20 protein-coding genes are annotated in these 17032 nt (G+C 73.8%); 8 read left to right on the top strand and 12 right to left on the bottom strand.

The genetic code is table 11. The annotated features are described in order from the left end of the window. The first annotated feature begins 103 nt into the window (after positions 1-103). A complete protein-coding gene (locus BJY16_RS41090; RefSeq protein WP_185044922.1) occupies positions 104-343 on the top strand; it encodes an ABC transporter permease in 240 nt (79 codons plus the stop codon). A gap of 138 nt (positions 344-481) precedes the next feature. Here BJY16_RS41090 and BJY16_RS41085 read toward each other — a convergent pair whose 3' ends face one another. Genes BJY16_RS41085 through BJY16_RS41070 form a run of 4 tightly spaced genes read right to left on the bottom strand, consistent with a single transcriptional unit; the run spans position 482 to position 3317 of the window. Beyond that, positions 482-1489: a MerR family transcriptional regulator gene (locus BJY16_RS41085; RefSeq protein WP_185044921.1), complete on the bottom strand. Its 1008-nt coding sequence runs from the start codon at positions 1487-1489 to the stop codon at positions 482-484. Continuing rightward, on the bottom strand, positions 1483-2220 hold the full coding sequence (locus BJY16_RS41080) for a HEAT repeat domain-containing protein (protein ID WP_185044920.1): 738 nt from the start codon (positions 2218-2220) through the stop codon (positions 1483-1485). Before BJY16_RS41080 ends, BJY16_RS41085 begins: the two co-directional genes overlap by 7 nt. Positions 2221-2277: 57 nt before the next feature. After that, entirely contained in the window at positions 2278-2754 is a 477-nt protein-coding gene (locus tag BJY16_RS41075) for a macro domain-containing protein (RefSeq protein ID WP_185044919.1), read from the bottom strand. A 32-nt stretch (positions 2755-2786) separates the two neighbouring features. Next, positions 2787-3317 (bottom strand): DUF1990 domain-containing protein, encoded by a 531-nt coding sequence (locus BJY16_RS41070; protein ID WP_221502099.1) that lies wholly within the window; start codon positions 3315-3317, stop codon positions 2787-2789. Between the two features lie 314 nt (positions 3318-3631). Between BJY16_RS41070 and BJY16_RS41065 the strand changes: the two genes are divergently transcribed. Next, positions 3632-4843 carry an acyl-CoA dehydrogenase family protein gene (locus BJY16_RS41065; protein ID WP_185044917.1) on the top strand — a complete coding sequence of 404 codons (1212 nt, stop codon included), beginning with the start codon at positions 3632-3634 and terminating at the stop codon, positions 4841-4843. A 1-nt stretch (position 4844) separates the two neighbouring features. Beyond that, positions 4845-6368 carry an AMP-binding protein gene (locus tag BJY16_RS41060; protein WP_185044916.1) on the top strand — a complete coding sequence of 508 codons (1524 nt, stop codon included), beginning with the start codon at positions 4845-4847 and terminating at the stop codon, positions 6366-6368. Between the two features lie 32 nt (positions 6369-6400). Here BJY16_RS41060 and BJY16_RS41055 read toward each other — a convergent pair whose 3' ends face one another. After that, on the bottom strand, positions 6401-6853 hold the full coding sequence (locus tag BJY16_RS41055; protein WP_185044915.1) for a hypothetical protein: 453 nt from the start codon (positions 6851-6853) through the stop codon (positions 6401-6403). A 57-nt stretch (positions 6854-6910) separates the two neighbouring features. Here BJY16_RS41055 and BJY16_RS41050 point away from each other — a divergent pair, with 57 nt between their 5' ends. Then, positions 6911-7708, top strand: coding sequence for an SDR family oxidoreductase (locus BJY16_RS41050; RefSeq protein WP_185044914.1), 798 nt, complete (start codon positions 6911-6913; stop codon positions 7706-7708). Between the two features lie 3 nt (positions 7709-7711). Here BJY16_RS41050 and BJY16_RS41045 read toward each other — a convergent pair whose 3' ends face one another. Genes BJY16_RS41045 through BJY16_RS41035 form a run of 3 tightly spaced genes read right to left on the bottom strand, consistent with a single transcriptional unit; the run spans position 7712 to position 9292 of the window. Continuing rightward, on the bottom strand, positions 7712-8050 hold the full coding sequence (locus BJY16_RS41045) for a VOC family protein (RefSeq protein WP_185044913.1): 339 nt from the start codon (positions 8048-8050) through the stop codon (positions 7712-7714). Next, positions 8050-8835, bottom strand: a complete 786-nt coding sequence (locus tag BJY16_RS41040; protein WP_185044912.1) for a MerR family transcriptional regulator — start codon at positions 8833-8835, stop codon at positions 8050-8052. The genes BJY16_RS41045 and BJY16_RS41040 overlap by 1 nt, the downstream gene beginning before the upstream one ends. 58 nt (positions 8836-8893) lie before the next feature. Further along, on the bottom strand, positions 8894-9292 hold the full coding sequence (locus BJY16_RS41035) for a VOC family protein (protein WP_185044911.1): 399 nt from the start codon (positions 9290-9292) through the stop codon (positions 8894-8896). 63 nt (positions 9293-9355) lie between these two features. On the opposite strand from BJY16_RS41035, the gene BJY16_RS41030 reads away from it, so the two are divergent. Both BJY16_RS41030 and BJY16_RS41025 read left to right on the top strand, forming a co-directional pair. Next, a complete protein-coding gene (locus BJY16_RS41030; protein WP_185044910.1) occupies positions 9356-10009 on the top strand; it encodes a DUF4232 domain-containing protein in 654 nt (217 codons plus the stop codon). Between the two features lie 73 nt (positions 10010-10082). Continuing rightward, positions 10083-10991, top strand: a complete 909-nt coding sequence (locus BJY16_RS41025; RefSeq protein WP_185046912.1) for a helix-turn-helix transcriptional regulator — start codon at positions 10083-10085, stop codon at positions 10989-10991. A 71-nt stretch (positions 10992-11062) separates the two neighbouring features. Here BJY16_RS41025 and BJY16_RS46745 read toward each other — a convergent pair whose 3' ends face one another. After that, entirely contained in the window at positions 11063-11905 is an 843-nt protein-coding gene (locus BJY16_RS46745; RefSeq protein ID WP_203758802.1) for a response regulator transcription factor, read from the bottom strand. Positions 11906-12000: 95 nt separating this feature from the next. On the opposite strand from BJY16_RS46745, the gene BJY16_RS41015 reads away from it, so the two are divergent. Then, positions 12001-12336: a hypothetical protein gene (locus BJY16_RS41015; protein WP_185044909.1), complete on the top strand. Its 336-nt coding sequence runs from the start codon at positions 12001-12003 to the stop codon at positions 12334-12336. 49 nt (positions 12337-12385) lie between these two features. Here BJY16_RS41015 and BJY16_RS41010 read toward each other — a convergent pair whose 3' ends face one another. Both BJY16_RS41010 and BJY16_RS41005 read right to left on the bottom strand, forming a co-directional pair. After that, entirely contained in the window at positions 12386-13228 is an 843-nt protein-coding gene (locus BJY16_RS41010; protein WP_185044908.1) for a MaoC family dehydratase, read from the bottom strand. A 1-nt stretch (position 13229) separates the two neighbouring features. Beyond that, on the bottom strand, positions 13230-14570 hold the full coding sequence (locus BJY16_RS41005; protein ID WP_185044907.1) for a 3-oxoacyl-ACP reductase: 1341 nt from the start codon (positions 14568-14570) through the stop codon (positions 13230-13232). Positions 14571-14640: 70 nt separating this feature from the next. On the opposite strand from BJY16_RS41005, the gene BJY16_RS41000 reads away from it, so the two are divergent. Then, positions 14641-15918 carry an acetyl-CoA C-acetyltransferase gene (locus BJY16_RS41000; protein ID WP_185044906.1) on the top strand — a complete coding sequence of 426 codons (1278 nt, stop codon included), beginning with the start codon at positions 14641-14643 and terminating at the stop codon, positions 15916-15918. A 5-nt stretch (positions 15919-15923) separates the two neighbouring features. Here the strand turns inward: BJY16_RS41000 and BJY16_RS40995 are convergent, their stop codons facing one another. Next, the gene (locus tag BJY16_RS40995; protein ID WP_185044905.1) at positions 15924-17000 is read right to left on the bottom strand and encodes a hypothetical protein; all 1077 of its coding nucleotides are present in this window, start codon (positions 16998-17000) and stop codon (positions 15924-15926) included. Positions 17001-17032 lie beyond the last annotated feature (32 nt).

The following is a 17032-nucleotide window of genomic DNA, read 5'->3' as shown; positions in this document are numbered from 1 at the left end:
GTTGCCGGCCGCCGCTTTCCGGTACGGGCGGCAGTCGCCCCTGTCGGCCGATGGTGTGGGCCGGCGGCCGGGTGCTTGACTGGCTCGGTCGGAGGTGGTGGCGATGCGACGACGTGCCGCCTGGCTGTTCTGGACCGAGACCGCGCTCGCCGCGATCAGCCTGATCGCGCTGGTGCTGACGCTCGTCAGGAAGGACTGGATCGAGCTGCTCCTCGGCGTCGGCCCGGACCACGGCAGCGGATCCCTGGAGTCGCTGATCGCGCTCGGCCTCGCCGCGGTCACCGTCGTCTTCGCCCTGCTGGCCGGCCGCGAGCGGCGGCGGTTGCGGCGCCGCGAGGCCTGAGCGTCCGCTTCCCGTCCGGCACTCGGGCTTCCGGCGTCCGCTGCGACGGCCCGGTTTCCGGCGTCCGCTTTCGAGGACCCGATCTCAAGCGTCCGCTTTCGAGGACCCGATCTCAAGCGTCCGCTTCGAGGCTCGATCTCAAGCGTCCGCTTCGAGGGCTCGCACGAGCGCGCCGGCGAGCAGGGCCACCGGCCGGTCCTCGTCGTCGAGCAGGCGGCGCAGCACGTCCAGCGCGAGGGTGCCCGGCAACTCGGCGAGGGCCTGGACCAGCCGCAGCCGCGCGGCCGGGCCGGTGGCGGGGGAGTCCAGCTCGGCGGTGAGCGCGCCGAGGATCCGCCCGGCGTGTTCCGGGTCCCCGGCCAGCGCGCCGAGCAGCTCGGCCGCGTCCACGTCGTTCGGGCCGTCGACCACCATGCCGAGCAGCGTCGGCACCGCCGCGGCCACACCCCGGGCGCCCAGGGCCAGCGCGGCCTGCCGGCGGATCACCGGTTCGGGGTCGCCCAGGGCGCCGGTGAGCAGCCCGGTCGCCTCGTCGCCGGGCAGCTCGGCGAGCGCCGCCACGGCGCGCCGCCGGACGTCCGGGTCGGCCGAGCCGGCGCCGGCGGCCAGGCTCGCCACCCCGTCGTCGCCGGCCCGGGCCAGGGCCCAGCGCAGCGCCCCGGCCACGTTCGGGTCGGCCTCGGTGAGCACCGCGCGGGCCAGCAGCTCGGCCGGGACCGGCGCGTGCTCGGCCGGGGCCAGCACGGCCTGCTGGCGGCGGCCGGCGTGCGGCGAACCGAGCCCGTGCAGCAGGTCGACCATCCGGGCGACGTCCTGCCAGCCGGCCGGTTCGGCCGCGCCGACCGCGTGCAGCCGGTCGAGCAGCTCGTGCTCCCGGGCCAGCCGCTCCTCGGTCTTCCGGATCAGGTCGCCGACCAGGGCCGCCGGGGTGAACCCGGGATCGTCCAGGGTCCGGGCGATCTGCCGCAGCGACAGGCCCAGCGACCGCAACCCCTCGACGTGGAAGATCCGCTGCACGTCCTCGGGCGTGTACTCCCGATAGCCGCCGGTGGTCCGGCCGGTCGGGCGCACCAGCCCGAGGGTGTCGTAGTGCCGGAGCATCCGGGCACTCACCCCCGAGCGGCGCGCCACCTCACCGATCAGCAAACCGCCTGCTCCTCTCGACCCGGACGCTCGCCGTCCGGCCTCTCTCCATCCGGGTGCTGCCCATCCGGGCTGTCCCCGGCCGGCTCCTCCCCATCCTGGCCCTCGCCGTCCGGTCCGAGCGCGACGATCCGGGTCGCCTCGTGCACGGACAGGTCGAACCCGGCCTCCGGGTCGCGCAGCAGCCGCTCGGTGACGCCGGCGTGCGCCCGCACCACCGGGTCGCCGTGCGTCATCGCCGCCCGGACCACCGGCTCGGCCGCCTCGCCGAGCGCGACCAGCGTCCGGCTCAGACTCAACCGCACCTCCCGGTCGCCGCGCCCGAACTCGGTGGCCAGCTCCGCCGCCAGCGCCGCCCGCTCGTCGTCGGGCGCCAGGACGGCGGCGGTCCGCCACGCGGTCCGGGCGACCCGGTCGTCGGCGTCGTGCAGCAGCGACCGGGTGATCGCCGGCCAGGCGCTCCGGTCCCCGATCTTGGACAGCGTGTGCAACGCCTGGCTGCGGGCCTGCGGGCTGGCCGAGGACAGCTCGGCGCGCAGCCGGGGCACGGTCTGCTCCGGCGGCAGCCGGGTCAGCGCCCAGGTGAGCATGTCGCGCACGAAGAAGTCGGGCTCGACCGCGCACCGGGCGACCAGCGCCTCGACCGCGCCGGGGCCGGGCCGGGTGCCGATCGCCAGGGCCGCCTTCAGCCGCGCCGACGGGTCTCCCGCGGCCAGCCGGATTTCCGGGTTCATCAGGAACCACCTCCGAACCCAGTCAAGACGTTGTCACAGTGACAAGGTCAAGCCCGATCAGTCGTGGTCGTAGACGGTGGTGGCGATGTCCCGCTCGCACAGCGCCGCGACGATCAGCGGCTCGATCCGCTCCCAGCGGCCGCCGGCCAGGCCGCAGCCGATCCTCGGCAGGTGCACCGAGGCGGCCAGCCGCGCGGCGTGCCCGGCGACCGTGTCCAGGCAGGCGGCGACGGCGGGGTAGCGGATCGGCGGCCCGCCGGAGCCGTGCCGGGTGCCGCGCTGGGCGACCATGTTCGCCACCCAGAGGTCCGGCCGGACCTGGATGAGCTGGGTGGCGCCGAGCCCGAAGTCGTTCCCGGAGCGCTCCCGGTGCCACTTCCGGTAGGCCCGCTCCGGCTCCGGCCACCGCCGGGAGACCGCCAGCACGAAGCCCTTGCCCCACCCGCCGAGGTCGTTGCAGATGTGCGCGACGATCTTCGGCCCCGTGGCCTGCGGACTCGTCGCGTCCCCTTTGATGATCCGCAGCGGCCGCACGGCAGCGATGCTGCCACCGACGCGCCGCACCCTCAATCGCTTTCCCCGCGGGGCCGGGCCAGCCGCCGGACCGCGGCCACATACCGGTCCGTCGCCCACCGCTGCGCCAGCCGGGTCAGCGGCCCGCCGGCCCGCGCCAGCAGCGACGCCGGCCGGCTGAACGCCCGGATCCGCACCCACACCGCCCCGTCCGCGGCCAGCTCGACCAGGAAGGCCTCCTCGCCCCGCTCCGGATGCCCCGGCAACGTGCCGTAGGCGAACCCGCGCCGCCCGGCCTCCGCCACGGTGTAGACCACCCGGCAGGGGATGGTGACCCGCACCGGCCCGAGCCCGGCCCGCAGCACCACCACGGTGCCGGGCGCGGCCGGCTCGGCGGAGCTGACCGGCGCCAGCCCGGCGAGCCGGTGCATCCGCCAGTGGAGCAGCCCGTCGGCGGCCCGCTCGAAAGCCGCCGCGCCGTGCCCGACCACGACGTCGCGCCGGACATGGTGATAGCCGGCCGGCAGCGGGTCGGTCCGGGTCGCCCCGACCTCCCGATAGGTCAGCTCGGCATCCGTCCGCACCGGATCACGGTAGCTCCGCGCCCGGGGAAGACGCCGTCGAGCTGTGGCCCGGCAGCGCGCCGACCGCCAGGCTCCGGCTGTGCCCCACGGGTGTCTCGGAGGTCCCGAGACACCCGTGGGGCACAGCCGGAGCCGCGGGACGCGCCGCGGTCCGGACGGAGCGCGGCCTTGCGCACTGACCAGCCACGGGGCGCCGAGTCGTACGGAAATCTGGTTGTGGATCTGATAAAAACCTCGGGGGGTTGTGAGTGCCGTCACGGGACCCATAGAGTTACCGGCGAGTTAAGTTGCAGTCACGCTCGAAGGGTCCCGCGGTGGAGTTCTGGCTCGATCTCAATGAGGAACAATCGGACCTGCGCGACTGGGTCCACGGCTTCGCGGAGCAGGTCATCCGGCCGGCCGCGGCCGAGTGGGACGAGCGCGAGGAGACGCCCTGGCCGGTCCTGCAGGAGGCCGCCAAGATCGGGCTCTACGGGTTCGAGTTCCTGATCAACACCTGGTCGGACAACACCGGGCTGTCCCTGCCGATCGCCAACGAGGAGCTGTTCTGGGGTGACGGCGGGATCGGCATGGCGATCTCCGGCACCTCGCTCGCGGTCGCCGCGATCTACGGCTCGGGCACGCCGGAGCAGTTGGTCGAGTGGGTGCCGCAGTGCTTCGGCGACGCCGACGAGCCGAAGGTGGCCGCGTTCTGCTCGACCGAGCCGGAGGCCGGGTCGGACGTCGCCTCGATGAAGACCCGCGCGGTCTACCACGAGGCCACCGACGAGTGGGTGCTGACCGGGCAGAAGGCCTACGCCACCAACGGCGGCATCGCCAACGTGCACGTGGTGACCGCCAGTGTCGACCCGTCGCTCGGCTCGCGGGGGCAGGCCGCGTTCATCGTCCCGCCCGGCACGGCCGGCCTGGTCGGCACGAAGAAGCTGAAGAAGCTCGGCCTGCGCGCCTCGCACACCGCGGACGTCTTCCTGGACGAGGTCCGGCTGCCCGGCAGCTGCTTGCTCGGCGGCAAGGAGGCGCTGGACGAGCGGCTGGCCAAGGCGCGGTCCGGCGCCAAACGGAGCGGACAGGCCGCGATGCGGACCTTCGAGCTGTCCCGCCCGGCGGTCGGCGCGCAGGCGCTCGGCATCGCCCGGGCCGCCTACGAGTACGCGCTGGAGTACGCGAAGAACCGGGTCGCCTTCGGCCGCCCGATCATCGAGAACCAGGCGATCGCCTTCGCCCTCGCCGACATGAAGATGGAGATCGACGCCGCCCGGCTGCTGGTCTGGCGGGCCGCCTGGATGGGGCGCAACGACAAGCCGTTCACCGCCGGTGAGGGCTCGATGTCCAAGCTGAAGGCCGGCGAGGTGGCCGTCGCGGTGACCGAGAAGGCGGTGCAGATCCTCGGCGGCGCCGGTTACCTGCGCGAGCACCCGGTGGAGCGGATGTTCCGGGACGCCAAGATCTACACCATCTTCGAGGGCACCTCGGAGATCCAGCGCCTGGTCATCTCCCGCGCCATCTCCGGAATGCAGATCCGCTGACATGGACGCGCTCTTCGTCGGTGGCACGATGCTGCGGCGCGGGCTGCTGCACCCGGGCAACCCGGTCCGGATCGTGCGGCAGTTCGCGGCGCTCGGCCGGTGGGGGTTCGGGCTCGCCGGCGAGCTTCGGCAGGCCGCGGCCCGCAGTCCGCACCGGATCGCGGTCATCGACGACCAGCGCAGCCTGTCCTACGCGCAGCTGCTCGACCGCGCCGAGCGGCTGGCCCGCAGCCTGCCGGTCGTCCCGGGGGAGCGGGTCGGGCTGCTGTGCCGGAACTCGGCCCGGATGATCGAGGCGCTGATCGGGGTGACCACGCTGGGCGCCGACCCGGTGCTGATGAACACCGGCCTGTCGGCGAACCAGCTGGCCACCGTCGCCAAGGATCAGGGACTGCGAGCGCTGATCTTCGACGACGAGTTCGCGCCGAAGGTGGCGCTCGTCGACGGCGTCGAGAAGATCTCCGAGGGGACGGCTCTCGCCGAGAGCCACCGGGACAGCCGGCCGCCGGAGCGCCCCGGCCGGACCATCGTGCTCACCTCCGGGACCACCGGCGTGCCGAAAGGGGCCCGCCGGCCGACACCGGGCGGTTTCCGCCCGCTCTGCTCGGTGATCGACCGGATCCCGCTGCGGGCCGAGCAACGGGTGATGATCGCCGCGCCGCTCTTCCACACCTGGGGCTTCGCCGGCCTGCAGATCGCCCTCGCGCTGCGCGCCACCATCGTGCTCCGCCGGAAGTTCGACCCGGCCGCGGTCCTCGACGATCTGGTCCGGCACGAGTGCACCGGGATGATCGCGGTCCCGGTGATGATCCAGCAGTTGATGGAGCTGCCGGCGCCGGCCGTGAAGCCGGCGTTGTCGGTGGTCGCGGTCAGCGGCTCGGCCCTGCCCGGCGGCCTGGCCACCCGGTTCATGGACCGCTACGGCGACGTCCTCTACAACCTCTACGGCTCCACCGAGGCGTCCTGGGCGTCCATCGCCACCCCGCAAGATCTGCGGATCAACCCCAGGACCGCGGGCAGACCCCCTTACGGTACGAAGGTCGCGGTGCTCGACGACGCCGGCACACCGGTCCCGCCCGGCGAGGTCGGGCGGCTCTTCGTCGGCAACGAGATGCTCTTCGAGGGGTACACCAACGGCGCGGGCCGGACCATGCACGACGGCCTGCTGGCCACCGGCGACCTCGGGCACGTGGACGCCGACGGCCGGGTCTACGTCGACGGCCGCGAGGACGACATGATCGTCTCCGGTGGGGAGAACGTCTACCCGGCCGAGGTCGAGGGCCTGCTCGCCGACCTGCCGCAGGTCCGCGAGGTGGCGGTGATCGGCGTGCCGGACGACGAGTACGGGCAGCGCCTCGCGGCGTACCTGGTGCTGCGCGACGGCGAGACCCTCGATCCGGAGGCGGTCCGCGAGCACGTCCGGCACCACCGGGCCCGGTTCAGCGTGCCCCGCGACGTCGTCTTCCTGGACGAGCTGCCCCGCAACGCCACCGGCAAGGTCGTCGCGCGGGAGCTGCCCCGCTAGCGCCTGGTTCGGCCTGGCGAAACAGGCGCTAGTTAGCCGTGCAGGGTGGTGCCGGTCACCAGCAGCGCGGCCAGCACGACCAGGTCGGCGACGCCGAGCAGGATCGCGGTGCGGGCCAGCGGGCGACCCCACCGGCCCGGCGTGCCGCGGCGCAGCGCGGCCACGCCCAGGCCGATCGCCAGGCCGCCGAAGACCAGGCTGAACAGGAACAGGCCGGCCGCCCCGAAGGCCACGGCGGCTCCGGTACGCCCGTCGACCGGCGCCACCGCGAGCTCGTCCCGCGGCGCCACGGTGAGCTCGTCCCGCGGCGGCACCGTCGTGACCAGCGCCCGCTGACGGCGGTGGAGCACCACGTGGCCGTGCGTGACCACGAGGGAGGCGGCCCCGGCCAGCACGCCGAGCGCCAGGCAGAGCCACGGATGGCCGGTCAGGGTCACCGGCCCGGCCAGCAGCGTCCAGGTGAGCAGGCCCGCGGCGAACAGCATCCGATCATCTCCTTCGATCCCAGGTGTGTGCCTCCCTACCCCGGGTATGCGGCGGACATGCCCACATATGACCAAGTCGCGATCGTCACCGGCTCCGACTCCGGCATCGGCGAGGCCACCGCGGTCGCCCTCGCCAAGGCCGGGTTCGACGTCGGGGTCACGTTCCGGTCCGACGAGGCCGGCGCCGCGGCCACCGCGGACAAGGTCCGCGCCGCCGGCCGGACCTGCGAGGTACGCCACCTCGACCTGACCCGGCTCCCCGAGGCCGCCGACGTGATCGACGAACTGGCCACCCTGCTCGGCGGGCTCGGCGTGCTGGTCAACTGCGCCGGCACCGGCATCGCGACCCCGGTGGTCGACACCGGGTGGGACGACTGGCGGGAGGTGCTCGCCGTCGACCTGGACGGCCCGTTCCTCTGCGCGCAGCGCGCCGCTCGCCGGATGCTCGCCGCCGGCCGCGGTGGCCGGATCATCAACGTGACCAGCGTGCACGAGCACGCCCCGCGGGTCGGCTCCGGCGCGTACTGCGCCGCCAAGGGCGGGCTGGGCCTGCTCACCAAGGTGATGGCGCAGGAGCTGGCGGCGTCCGGGATCACCGTGAACGCGGTGGCGCCCGGCGAGATCGCCACCGCGATGACCGGCAACGAGGACGTCGACCCGCGCACCGTCGAGCGCCCCGGGATCCCGGCCGGGCGCCCCGGCGACGCCAACGAGGTGGCCGCGGTGATCGCGATGCTGGCGTCGCCGGAGGCCGCCTACGTCACCGGCGCGTCCTGGGTGGTGGACGGCGGCATGCTGCTGATGGGGCCGCAGGCCGGCTCGCACCTGAAGTCGGACGAGTGGCGGGACGGCTGACCGTCACGCCACGCAGAACTCGTTGCCGGACGGGTCCTGCAGCACCACCCACTGGTGGCCGTACTCGTCGTGCTCGGCGAGGTAGGCGGCGCCGAGGCCGAGCAGCCGCTTGACCTCGGCGTCCCGGTCGTCCGCGGACAGGTCGACGTGGCAGCGGTTCTTGGCCGCCTTCGCCTCGGGCACCTTCAGGAACATCAGGGTCGGGCCGGGCTCGTCGGCGCCGATCGTGGCGAAGTGCTCGTTGGCCCCGTCGTCGACCGGGCGCTGCAGGGCCTGCGACCAGAAGGCGGCCAGCGTCGCGCTGTCCGCGCAGTCGAAGGTGATGTTGGCAAGGGTGATCATCAGTTCTCCAGGGACTCGATGGGCCAGCAGATCTCAGTACGGAAGTCCTCCTCGGGCACGCCGTCGCCCGGTCCGGTCACGTAGTACTCCCGGACCCGGCCGGCGATGCCGAAGCCGGCGCCGGCCAGCCAGGCGCCCAGCGCCCGGTACCCGGCGGACATGCTGCGGTACGGCCCGACGAACTCGGCGACCGCGAACCGGCCACCGGCCAGCACCTCGTCGCCGGTGTCGACCGGGACGAACGCGGTGACCGGCGCGGGATCGTCGGAGAACTCCGCCGGGAACAGCGCGCCGAGCGGACCCGACGCGACCGGCGCCATCGCGCGCAGCTTGGCGTAGGCCTCGTGCAGGAACGGGGCGAAGTCGGCCTCGCGCACCTCGGCGGTCAGCGTGACCGCGCGGGCCGGCGGCAGCGTCCGCTCGGTGACCGCGAGCGGGGTGGCCGCGGCCGGCTCGGCCAGCAGCTCGTCGGTGGCGTCCAGGATCTGCTCCAGCCGCTGCTGCTGGGCGCTGATCCGCTCCCGGTGCGTGGCCAGCACCCGGCGGGTCACCGCCGGGTCCCGGGCGGCCAGCACCGCCCGGATGTCGGCCAGCGGCACGTCCAGGTCACGCAGCTGCTTGATCAGCGTGGCGTCGCCCAGCTGGGTCGCCCGATAACTCCGATACCCGGTACGCGGATCGACCACGGCCGGCTCCAGCAGGCCGGACTCGTGATAGGACCGCAGCGTGTTGGCCGAGAGCAGCGTCGCCCGGGAGAACGCGCTGATCGGCAGAAGGTCGCTCACGGACCCAGCCTCAACCTTCACCCGGGGTGAAAGTCAACCGGGCGACGGCCGCGGGCGGTCAGGCGTCGGCCTCGATCGCGAACGTGTTGCCGTCCGGGTCGCGGAACCAGGCGATCCGGCCGCCGCCGGCCCGGTCGGTGATCCCCTTCCGGTCGTGCTCGATCCCGTCGTAGCGGGCGAACTCCACCCCGGCCGCGGTCAGCTCGTCGACGATCCCGTCGAGGTCGTCGACATACCAGGTGGCCAGGGTCGCCGCGGTGGTCCCGGCGGTGACCGACTGGTAGACGTTCAGCGCCGGCCCGCCACCGGACTCGTAGACCCGGCCACCGTCGGCGATCCGGGCGCTCGGCCCCGACCACAGCGCCCGCAGGCCCAGCCGGCCTTCGTAGAACTCGACCGCCCGCTGGATGTCGGACACCGCCACCGAGGTCCTGAGGTGATGCGCGCTCAAGGGCATGAACCACCCTCGCACAGGCTCACCGCCGCCGGCGGGTTTGCCCCCGCCGGGCAGGATGGCCCGGTGACCGGATCTTGGGCTTACCGTCGTGCCGTCCCGCTCGCCGTCGTCGCTCTGCTCGCCGGCTGCGCACCACGCCCGATCGGTACGGCCGACGGCGTCGCGCCCTGGGTCCCCACCCCGTCCGCGCTGCCCTCGTCCACGTCCTCGCCGGCCGCCTCGCCGTCCCGTGCCGGGCAGCCGACCGCGCCGGCCTGCCCGCCCGAGGGCGTCCGCGTGCAGGCGGGCGGCGGCGACGCCGCGTCGGGCCTGCGCGTCCTCACCATCACCCTGGTCAACTGCGGCACGAAGCCTTACGAGGTGAACGGCTACCCGGCGGTCCAGGCGCTCGACGAGGATCAGGAGGTGCTCGACCTCCAGGTCCTCACCGGGGTCACCGAGATCCTCGGCAGCATGCCGTGGGACACCCCGCCGAAACCGGTGACCCTCCGCCCCGGCCAGCGCGCCAGCGCCGCGCTCGCCTGGCGCAACACCTACGACGACACCCGCCGGCCCCCGGCCAACGGCACATACCTGCGCGTGGCGCCGGTCGCCGGCCGCCTACCCCAGACCGTCGAGCCGGAAGCCGCCCTGGACTTCGGCAGCACCGGCCGGTTCGCCGTCAGCGCGTGGCAGCCCGCCCCCGCCACCCCGACCTCACCGGCCACACCCCGCTGACCGAGTCCGCGTCCATCAGCCGGCATCGGCACTGCCAAGAGCGCCCGAAATGTACGATTAGTTGGTGGCTCGGATGGTGGAGCGGGACTATCGGCGGGTTCTTGATCTTGCGGCGGCGCTGGTGGACGGGCTGGGGGTGGACTCGTATCCGGCGACGATCGCCGGCGAGCTGAACGGGTGTCTGCGGGGGCACGCGACGCTCTTCATGAACGGGTTCGATCCGGCGGCGCGGACGATCGCCGGGGTGGCCTGCGCGCCGGTGGAGGTGGCCACCATCCCGTGGGCGGAGCGGGCCCGGGTCTACGGCGCAGAGCATCCGCTGGCGCACGCCTTCGCGCAGCGCCGGCATCCCGGGCCGCTGACGGTCAGCGACGTGGTGGCGGCGTCGGCGTGGCGGGCCACCCAGACCTACGACTCCTGCGATCACGATCTGGACGGCGGTACCAAGCACCTGGCCATTCCGCTGCCCACCCCGGTCGGGGTGGCGACCGCGTTCATCGTGTGCCGGTCCGGGCGGGACTTCACCGACCGGGAGCGGGCGCTGGCCACCGAGGTGCAGCCGCTGCTGATCGGCGTGGCCCGGCAGCTGGCCACCACCCGGCGGCTGCGTGAGGCGACCGGGCCGGCCGAGGTGGCCCCGGCCGATCTCGGCCTGACGCCGCGGGAGCTGGCCGTGCTCGCGCTGATCGCGGAGGGTCGGTCGACCGCCGACGTGGCGGTGCGGCTGATGATCTCCGGTCACACGGTGAACAAGCATCTGGAGAACGCCTACCGCAAATGCGGGACCAGAGACCGCCTCGGGACGGTGCTGCTGTTGCGCAGCCTGGGCATCCTGCCGACCGTCGACACCCGAGCCGGCGAGAGAAAGCCAGAGCCGGGCCAGGCCGGGCCAGACAGGGCCGGGCCAGACAGGGCCGGGCCAGACAAGGCCGGGCCAGACAGAGCTTGGCCAGACAGAGCTGGGCCAAAAAGGGCTACATAGGGCCGGGCTGAAGAAGGGCCGGGCTGAGTAGGGCCAGGCTGGAGGCCCGGACCCGGGAGCGGTCGGGGCAGTCAGCGGCGCCCGGGCAGCAGGCCGAGGTCCTGGGCCAGCAGCACGGTGTGCACCCGGTCCCGGGTGGCGAACTTGCGGTAGAGCCGCTCCAGATGCTTCTCGAAGGTGCGCGGCGAGATCCCCAGCCGCCGCCCGGCCGCCACCGCGGTGAGCCCGTCCGCCGTGGCGGCGAGCACGGCCAGCTCGCGCTCGGTCAGCCGGGGCGGCCGCCGCGCCAGATGCCGCTGCACGCTGGTGAGCAGGGGCTGCAACCGCCGTGCCACGGCCCGGTCGGCCGCGTCGAACGGCCGATCCGGCCGGCACGTGACCAGGACGCCGAGCAGCTGCAGCGACGCGCGGGCACCGGGAGGCCGCGGCGACGAAGGGACGCCGGGCGGCTGCGGCGACGCGGGAATGACGGGCGGCTGCAGCGACGCGCGGGCAACGGGCGGCTGCGGCGACGAAGGGACGCCGGGCGGCTGCGGCGCCGCGCAGGCAACGGGCGGCTGCGGCGACGCGCGGGTGACGGGCAGCTCGATGAGCAGGTGACACGGCTGCGGGCCGCAGCGAGTCCGGTGCCAGTCGGCCGCGCCGCTGACCGCTCCGAGCGCCAGCGCGCCCCCGGCCACCCCCACCCGCACCGAGGCGCCCCGCGGCAGCTCCTCGTGCGTCCCGGCCGTCCACAGTGGTGCCGGCCCCGCAACGACCGGCGTCCCTTCCAGGTGCAGGGTGGCCGCGCCCCGGAAGCAGTCGGTGAGCGCTGCCCGCACCCCGTCCCACGGCGCGTCGGTGTCCAGCCCGCCGAGCGCCGCCGTCGCCACGGCGAGCATGCGGCGGTAGTCCCGCTCGCTCACGCCCGCCATCCGCAGTCCCCGCCCGTACGTAAATCTGCTAATAGCAGCGTAGGGCACCTTTTGCCACGATTTAGGAGGCCAAACGATGCCACCAGGGGGAAATCATGAACAGCACCAAGAAGTACCTGACCGCCCTGCTCCTCGGCGCGATCAGCCTCGTCCCGGCCGCCACCGCGACGCCCGCCGCGGCCGCACCCGGCAGCGACCGGTCCGCGGCGGCGCAGGCCGCCCCGGCGGACGACTACCGGGTCGGTTACCGGCAGGGGTTCAGCGACGGCCGGAAGGCCGCGAAGGAGGACTGCACCCAGGGTGCGTCGGCGCAGGGCGACCTCACCGACAAGAACGCCGAGTGGATCGAGGGCTACAACACCGGCTACGAGGCGGGCTTCCAGTCCGGCTTCAACGAGTACTGCTACCAGGGCGGCCCGGTGCGCCGCTGACCGCCACCACGATCCGGGAGCGGGACGGCCCGCTCCCGGACCAGCGCGGTCAGCGGACCTGGCCGGTGAGGTGGGGGCGCTTCGAGTGGACGCCGAACTCCCAGCCGGCGGCGGTCGGCACCGAGGTGAACCGGACCGTGGACGGCAGCAGGATCGGCTGCTTGAAGGCGACCTCGACGGTGTACGACTCCGGCAGCCGGCCCTCCAGGGCGGCCAGGGAGCGCGCCTTGGTCCACATGCCGTGCGCGATCTGCCGCGGGAAACCGAACAGTTTCGCGCCGACCCGGGACGTGTGGATCGGGTTCCGGTCCCCGGAGACGGCGGCGTAGTCGGTGCCGGTCCGGACCGGCAGACGCCACACGGCGCCCCCGGTGGGCCCGGCCGGAGCGGCAGAAGAAGAAGTGGAGGGAGGGGCCGCGGAAGGCGAAGCCTCCTTCCGGAGGTACGTCGACACCCCGCGCCACACCTCCTCCCCGTCCACCGAGGCGGTGGCGACCACGTCGAACTGCCGTCCCCGCGGGTGCGCCCGCAGGTCCACCGCCCGGACCGTCAGGTCCAGCCGGCTCCCCGAGTCGATCGCCCGCCGCACGGTGATCCGGTTCGACACGTGCACCAGCCCGATCATCGGCAGCGGGAAGTCCCCGGCCGACATCAGCCGCATGGCCAGCGGGAACGCCAGGATGTGCGGATACGTCGCGGGCAGCGTGTCGGTCAGCCGCAGCCCGCACACCCGGTCGTAGCGGGCCAGGTGCTCGCGGTCCACCACCACCCCGCGGTGCACCAGCTCGACGTCCGGCAGGGTGGAGCCGCCCCGGCGCAGCATGCCGAGGGCGGCCCGGGCGTAGGCCGCGCCGGTGCCCGGCCCCTCGCTCAGCTCGACGACCGCGACCATGTCACGCTCCCAGCAGGCTCTGGCCGCACACTCGGACCACGTTCCCGGTGATGGTCGCCGAGCCGGGGGAGGCGAACCAGGCGATCGTCTCGGCCACGTCGATCGGCAGCCCGCCCTGCGACATGCTGTTCAGCCGGCGGCCGGCCTCGCGCAGGCCGAGCGGCATCTTCGCGGTCATCGCGGTCTCGATGAAGCCGGGCGCCACCGCGTTGATCGTGATGTCCTTGCCGGCCAGGATCGGGGCGGTCGACTGGACCAGGCCGATCACGCCGGCCTTGCTGGTGGCGTAGTTGGTCTGGCCGCGGTTGCCGGCGATCCCGGCGATCGAGGCGACCCCGACGATCCGGCCGCCCGGCTTGATCAGGTCACGCTCCAGCAGCAGGTCGTTGACCCGCTCCGGGGCGGTCAGGTTGACCCCGATCACCGAGTCCCAGCGGCTCTCGTCCATCCGCGCGATGGTCTTGTCCCGGGTGATCCCGGCGTTGTGCACCACGATGTCGATGCCACCGTGCGGGCCCGCCTCCAGGTAGCCGGCGAGCCGCGCCGGGGCGTCCGCCGCGGTCAGGTCCAGCTGCAGCGCCCGGCCCTTGGCCCGGTTCGCCACGTCGGCCAGGGCGTCGCCGGCGCCGGGCACGTCCAGCGCGATCACCTCGGCGCCGTCCCGGGCCAGGGTCGCCGCGATCGCCGCGCCGATGCCCCGGGCCGCGCCGGTGACCAGGGCGAGCTTGCCGTCCAGCGGGCGGTCCCAGTCGGCCGGGGCGCTCGGGGTGCCGGCGCCGACCCGGATCACCTGGCCGGAGACGTAGGCGGACCGGCCGCTGAGCAGGAACCGCAGCGTCGACTCGACGGCGTGCTCGCCGCCGGGCGCGACGTAGACCAGCTGACAGGTGGTGCCGCGGCCGAACTCCTTGCCGATGCTGCGGGTCAGACCCTCCAGGCTCCGCTGCGCGGTCGCCTCCTTCGGGCCCGCGGTGGCTTCCGGTGGGGTGCCCAGCACGATGACCCGGCCGCTCCCGGTGAGACTCCTGGCGTACGGGTGGAAGAACTCGAACAACGCCTTGAGCTGCGTGGAGTCCCCGATCCCGGTGGCGTCGAAGATCAGCGCGGCGTATCTCGCCCCATCCGCCCCGGCCTCGGTGACCTGGACCCCGGCGCTCTCCAGCAGCTTGCCGACCGGTGCCGCGAGCCGGCCGCCGGGCGCCGCGCCGAGCAGCACCGGAGCGGACACCAGCGGGTCGCCCGCCCGGTAGCGTCGCAAACGGGGCGGGTCGGGCAGCCCGAGACGCTTGACCACGGCCCGGCCGAGACCGGAGTTGGCGAAGTTCGCGTACCTGTCAGCCATGCGAGTACCCTACCGGTCAGTAGCTTCAGGGTTGTGAATGACGTCAGATCTCGATGTGTGGAGGATCGCCGTGCCGACCGTGCGCCGTGTCGCCGTCCTGGGCGGTAACCGTATCCCGTTCGCCCGGTCGAACAGTAGGTATGCGGCCGCTTCGAACCAGGACATGCTCACCGCCGCGCTGGACGGGCTGATCGCCCGGTTCGGCCTGGCCGGCGAGCGGCTCGGCGAGGTGGTCGCCGGCGCCGTGCTCAAGCACTCCCGCGACTTCAACCTGACCCGCGAGGTGGTGCTCGGCTCCCGGCTCGACCCGCACACCCCGGCGTACGACATCCAGCAGGCCTGCGGCACCGGCCTGGAGGCGGCGATCCTGGTCGCCAACAAGATCGCGCTGGGCCAGATCGACGCCGGCGTGGCCGGCGGCGTGGACACCACCTCGGACGCGCCGCTGCAGGTGAACGAGGACATGCGGCAGGCGCTGCTGGAGCTGAACCGGGCCCGGACGCTGGGCGCCCGGCTCAAGGCGGTGGCCAAGCTGCGGCCGCAGCACGCGCTGCAGCCGGAGATCCCGCGCAACGCCGAGCCGCGGACCGGCCTGTCGATGGGGGAGCACGCGGCGATCACCGCGCTGCGCTGGCACATCGAGCGGCAGGCGCAGGACGAGCTGGCGCTGGCGTCGCATCAGCACCTCGCCGCGGCGTACGACAGGGGTTTCTTCGATGATCTGATGACGCCCTACCTGGGACTGACCCGGGATCAGAATCTGCGCGCCGACTCCACTCCGGAGAAGCTGGCGAAGCTCAAGCCGGTCTACGGCAAGGAGGGCGCGACGATGACGGCGGGCAACTCGACGCCGCTCACCGACGGCGCGTCGACCGTGCTGCTCGCCTCGGAGGAGTGGGCGGCCGCGCACTCGCTGCCGGTCCAGGCGTACTTCGCCGACTCCGAGTCGGCGGCGGTCGACTACGTGCACGGCGACGAGGGGCTGCTGATGGCCCCGGCCTACGCGGTGCCGCGGATGCTGGCGCGCAACGGGCTGACCCTGCAGGACTTCGACTACTACGAGATCCACGAGGCGTTCGCGTCGCAGGTGCTGGCCACCCTGGCCGCCTGGGAGTCGCCGGAGTTCTGCAAGGAGAAACTGGGCCTGGACGCGCCGCTCGGCTCGATCGACCGGGACAAGCTCAATGTCAACGGCTCGTCGCTGGCGGCCGGTCACCCGTTCGCCGCGACCGGCGGCCGGATCGTCGCGACGCTGGCCAAGATGCTCGCGCAGAAGGGCTCCGGCCGCGGCCTGATCTCCATCTGCGCGGCCGGCGGCCAGGGCGTTGTGGCGATCCTTCAGAGGTAACCAGCTCAGCGGCAGGTCAGCTGCTTGGCCTGCCGCACCAGGGCGCCGTCGCGCGGGGCCGCGTCGTCCGAGCAGCTGAAGATCACCGTCTGGCCGCCGGGACGCCAGGAGGTGACCGTGCCGCGGACCGTGACGCCGCCGCACTCATAGGTGAAGGTCGCGTCCACCGCGTTGATCCCGCGGGCCACCGCGACGTCGCCCGGGCCGGTGGTGGTGACCCCGGAATCGGTCCGCAGCTCCCAGACCGCGCCGAGATCGGCCACCGCGGCCTTGCCCTCGGTGTTCACCTTCGCGGCGAACTGCCGGTAGACCTGCTCGCGCGGCACGGCGCCGTCGGCCAGCACCTCGGCCCGGCGCTCGGCGACCTGCTCCAGCGGCTGGTCGAGCTTCCCGCCCCCGGCCGCGGTCACGTGGTGCAGCGGCGACACCCCGCCGAGCACCGCGTGGTCCTTCGCGCCGCGCACGGTGATCCGCCCGCCCGCGCAGGACGCCGGGGTGGCGGCCGGGGCGCCGCAGCGCAGCTCGCGGACCTGCCCCGGGATCGCGGCCGCCGGGTCGCCGGGTGACGGGGCCGCCTCCGGCTCGTCGCAGTCGAGCAGGCCGGCCTGCTCGGCGGCCAGCCAGGAGACCACCGTGCCGCGGCTGGTCGTGCCGCCGCAGGCGTAGCTGAACGGCACGTCCACCGTGCTGATCGCCTCGTAGCTGACGAACCGGCCGGTCCCGTCGAACGTCGACGACCCGCCGGTGTTCGGGTGATGGACGGTGCCATAGTCGACCAGCGGCCGATCCTTCGCCGCGTAGGTGGCCGCCAGCTGCCGGTAGACCTCCTCGGCCGGCACCGGCGCCGGGGCCCGCACACCGGCGGTCCGGGTGGCGACCTCGACGTAGTCGTCCTTCAGGGTCATCCCCTTGACCTCGGCGTCCAGCACCTCGGTCACCCCGGTGAGCAGCTCGCCGGTGGTCGCCGTGCCGAACGCGACCTGTCCCGGGGAGCAGGCGACCGGCTGCGGCGCCGGATTGCCGGCATCGCCACAGGCGGCCACCAGGAGCAGCGCGAACAGGGGAAGGGGCCGCCAGATCATGTGCTGATCATGACGGCCCCGGACAACCTTCG

It is taken from the genome of Actinoplanes octamycinicus (genome assembly GCF_014205225.1).
Taxonomy (GTDB): domain Bacteria; phylum Actinomycetota; class Actinomycetes; order Mycobacteriales; family Micromonosporaceae; genus Actinoplanes; species Actinoplanes octamycinicus.
The sequence above is the reverse complement of the archived record's forward strand: the minus strand, read 5'-3'. Positions and strand labels throughout refer to the sequence as shown.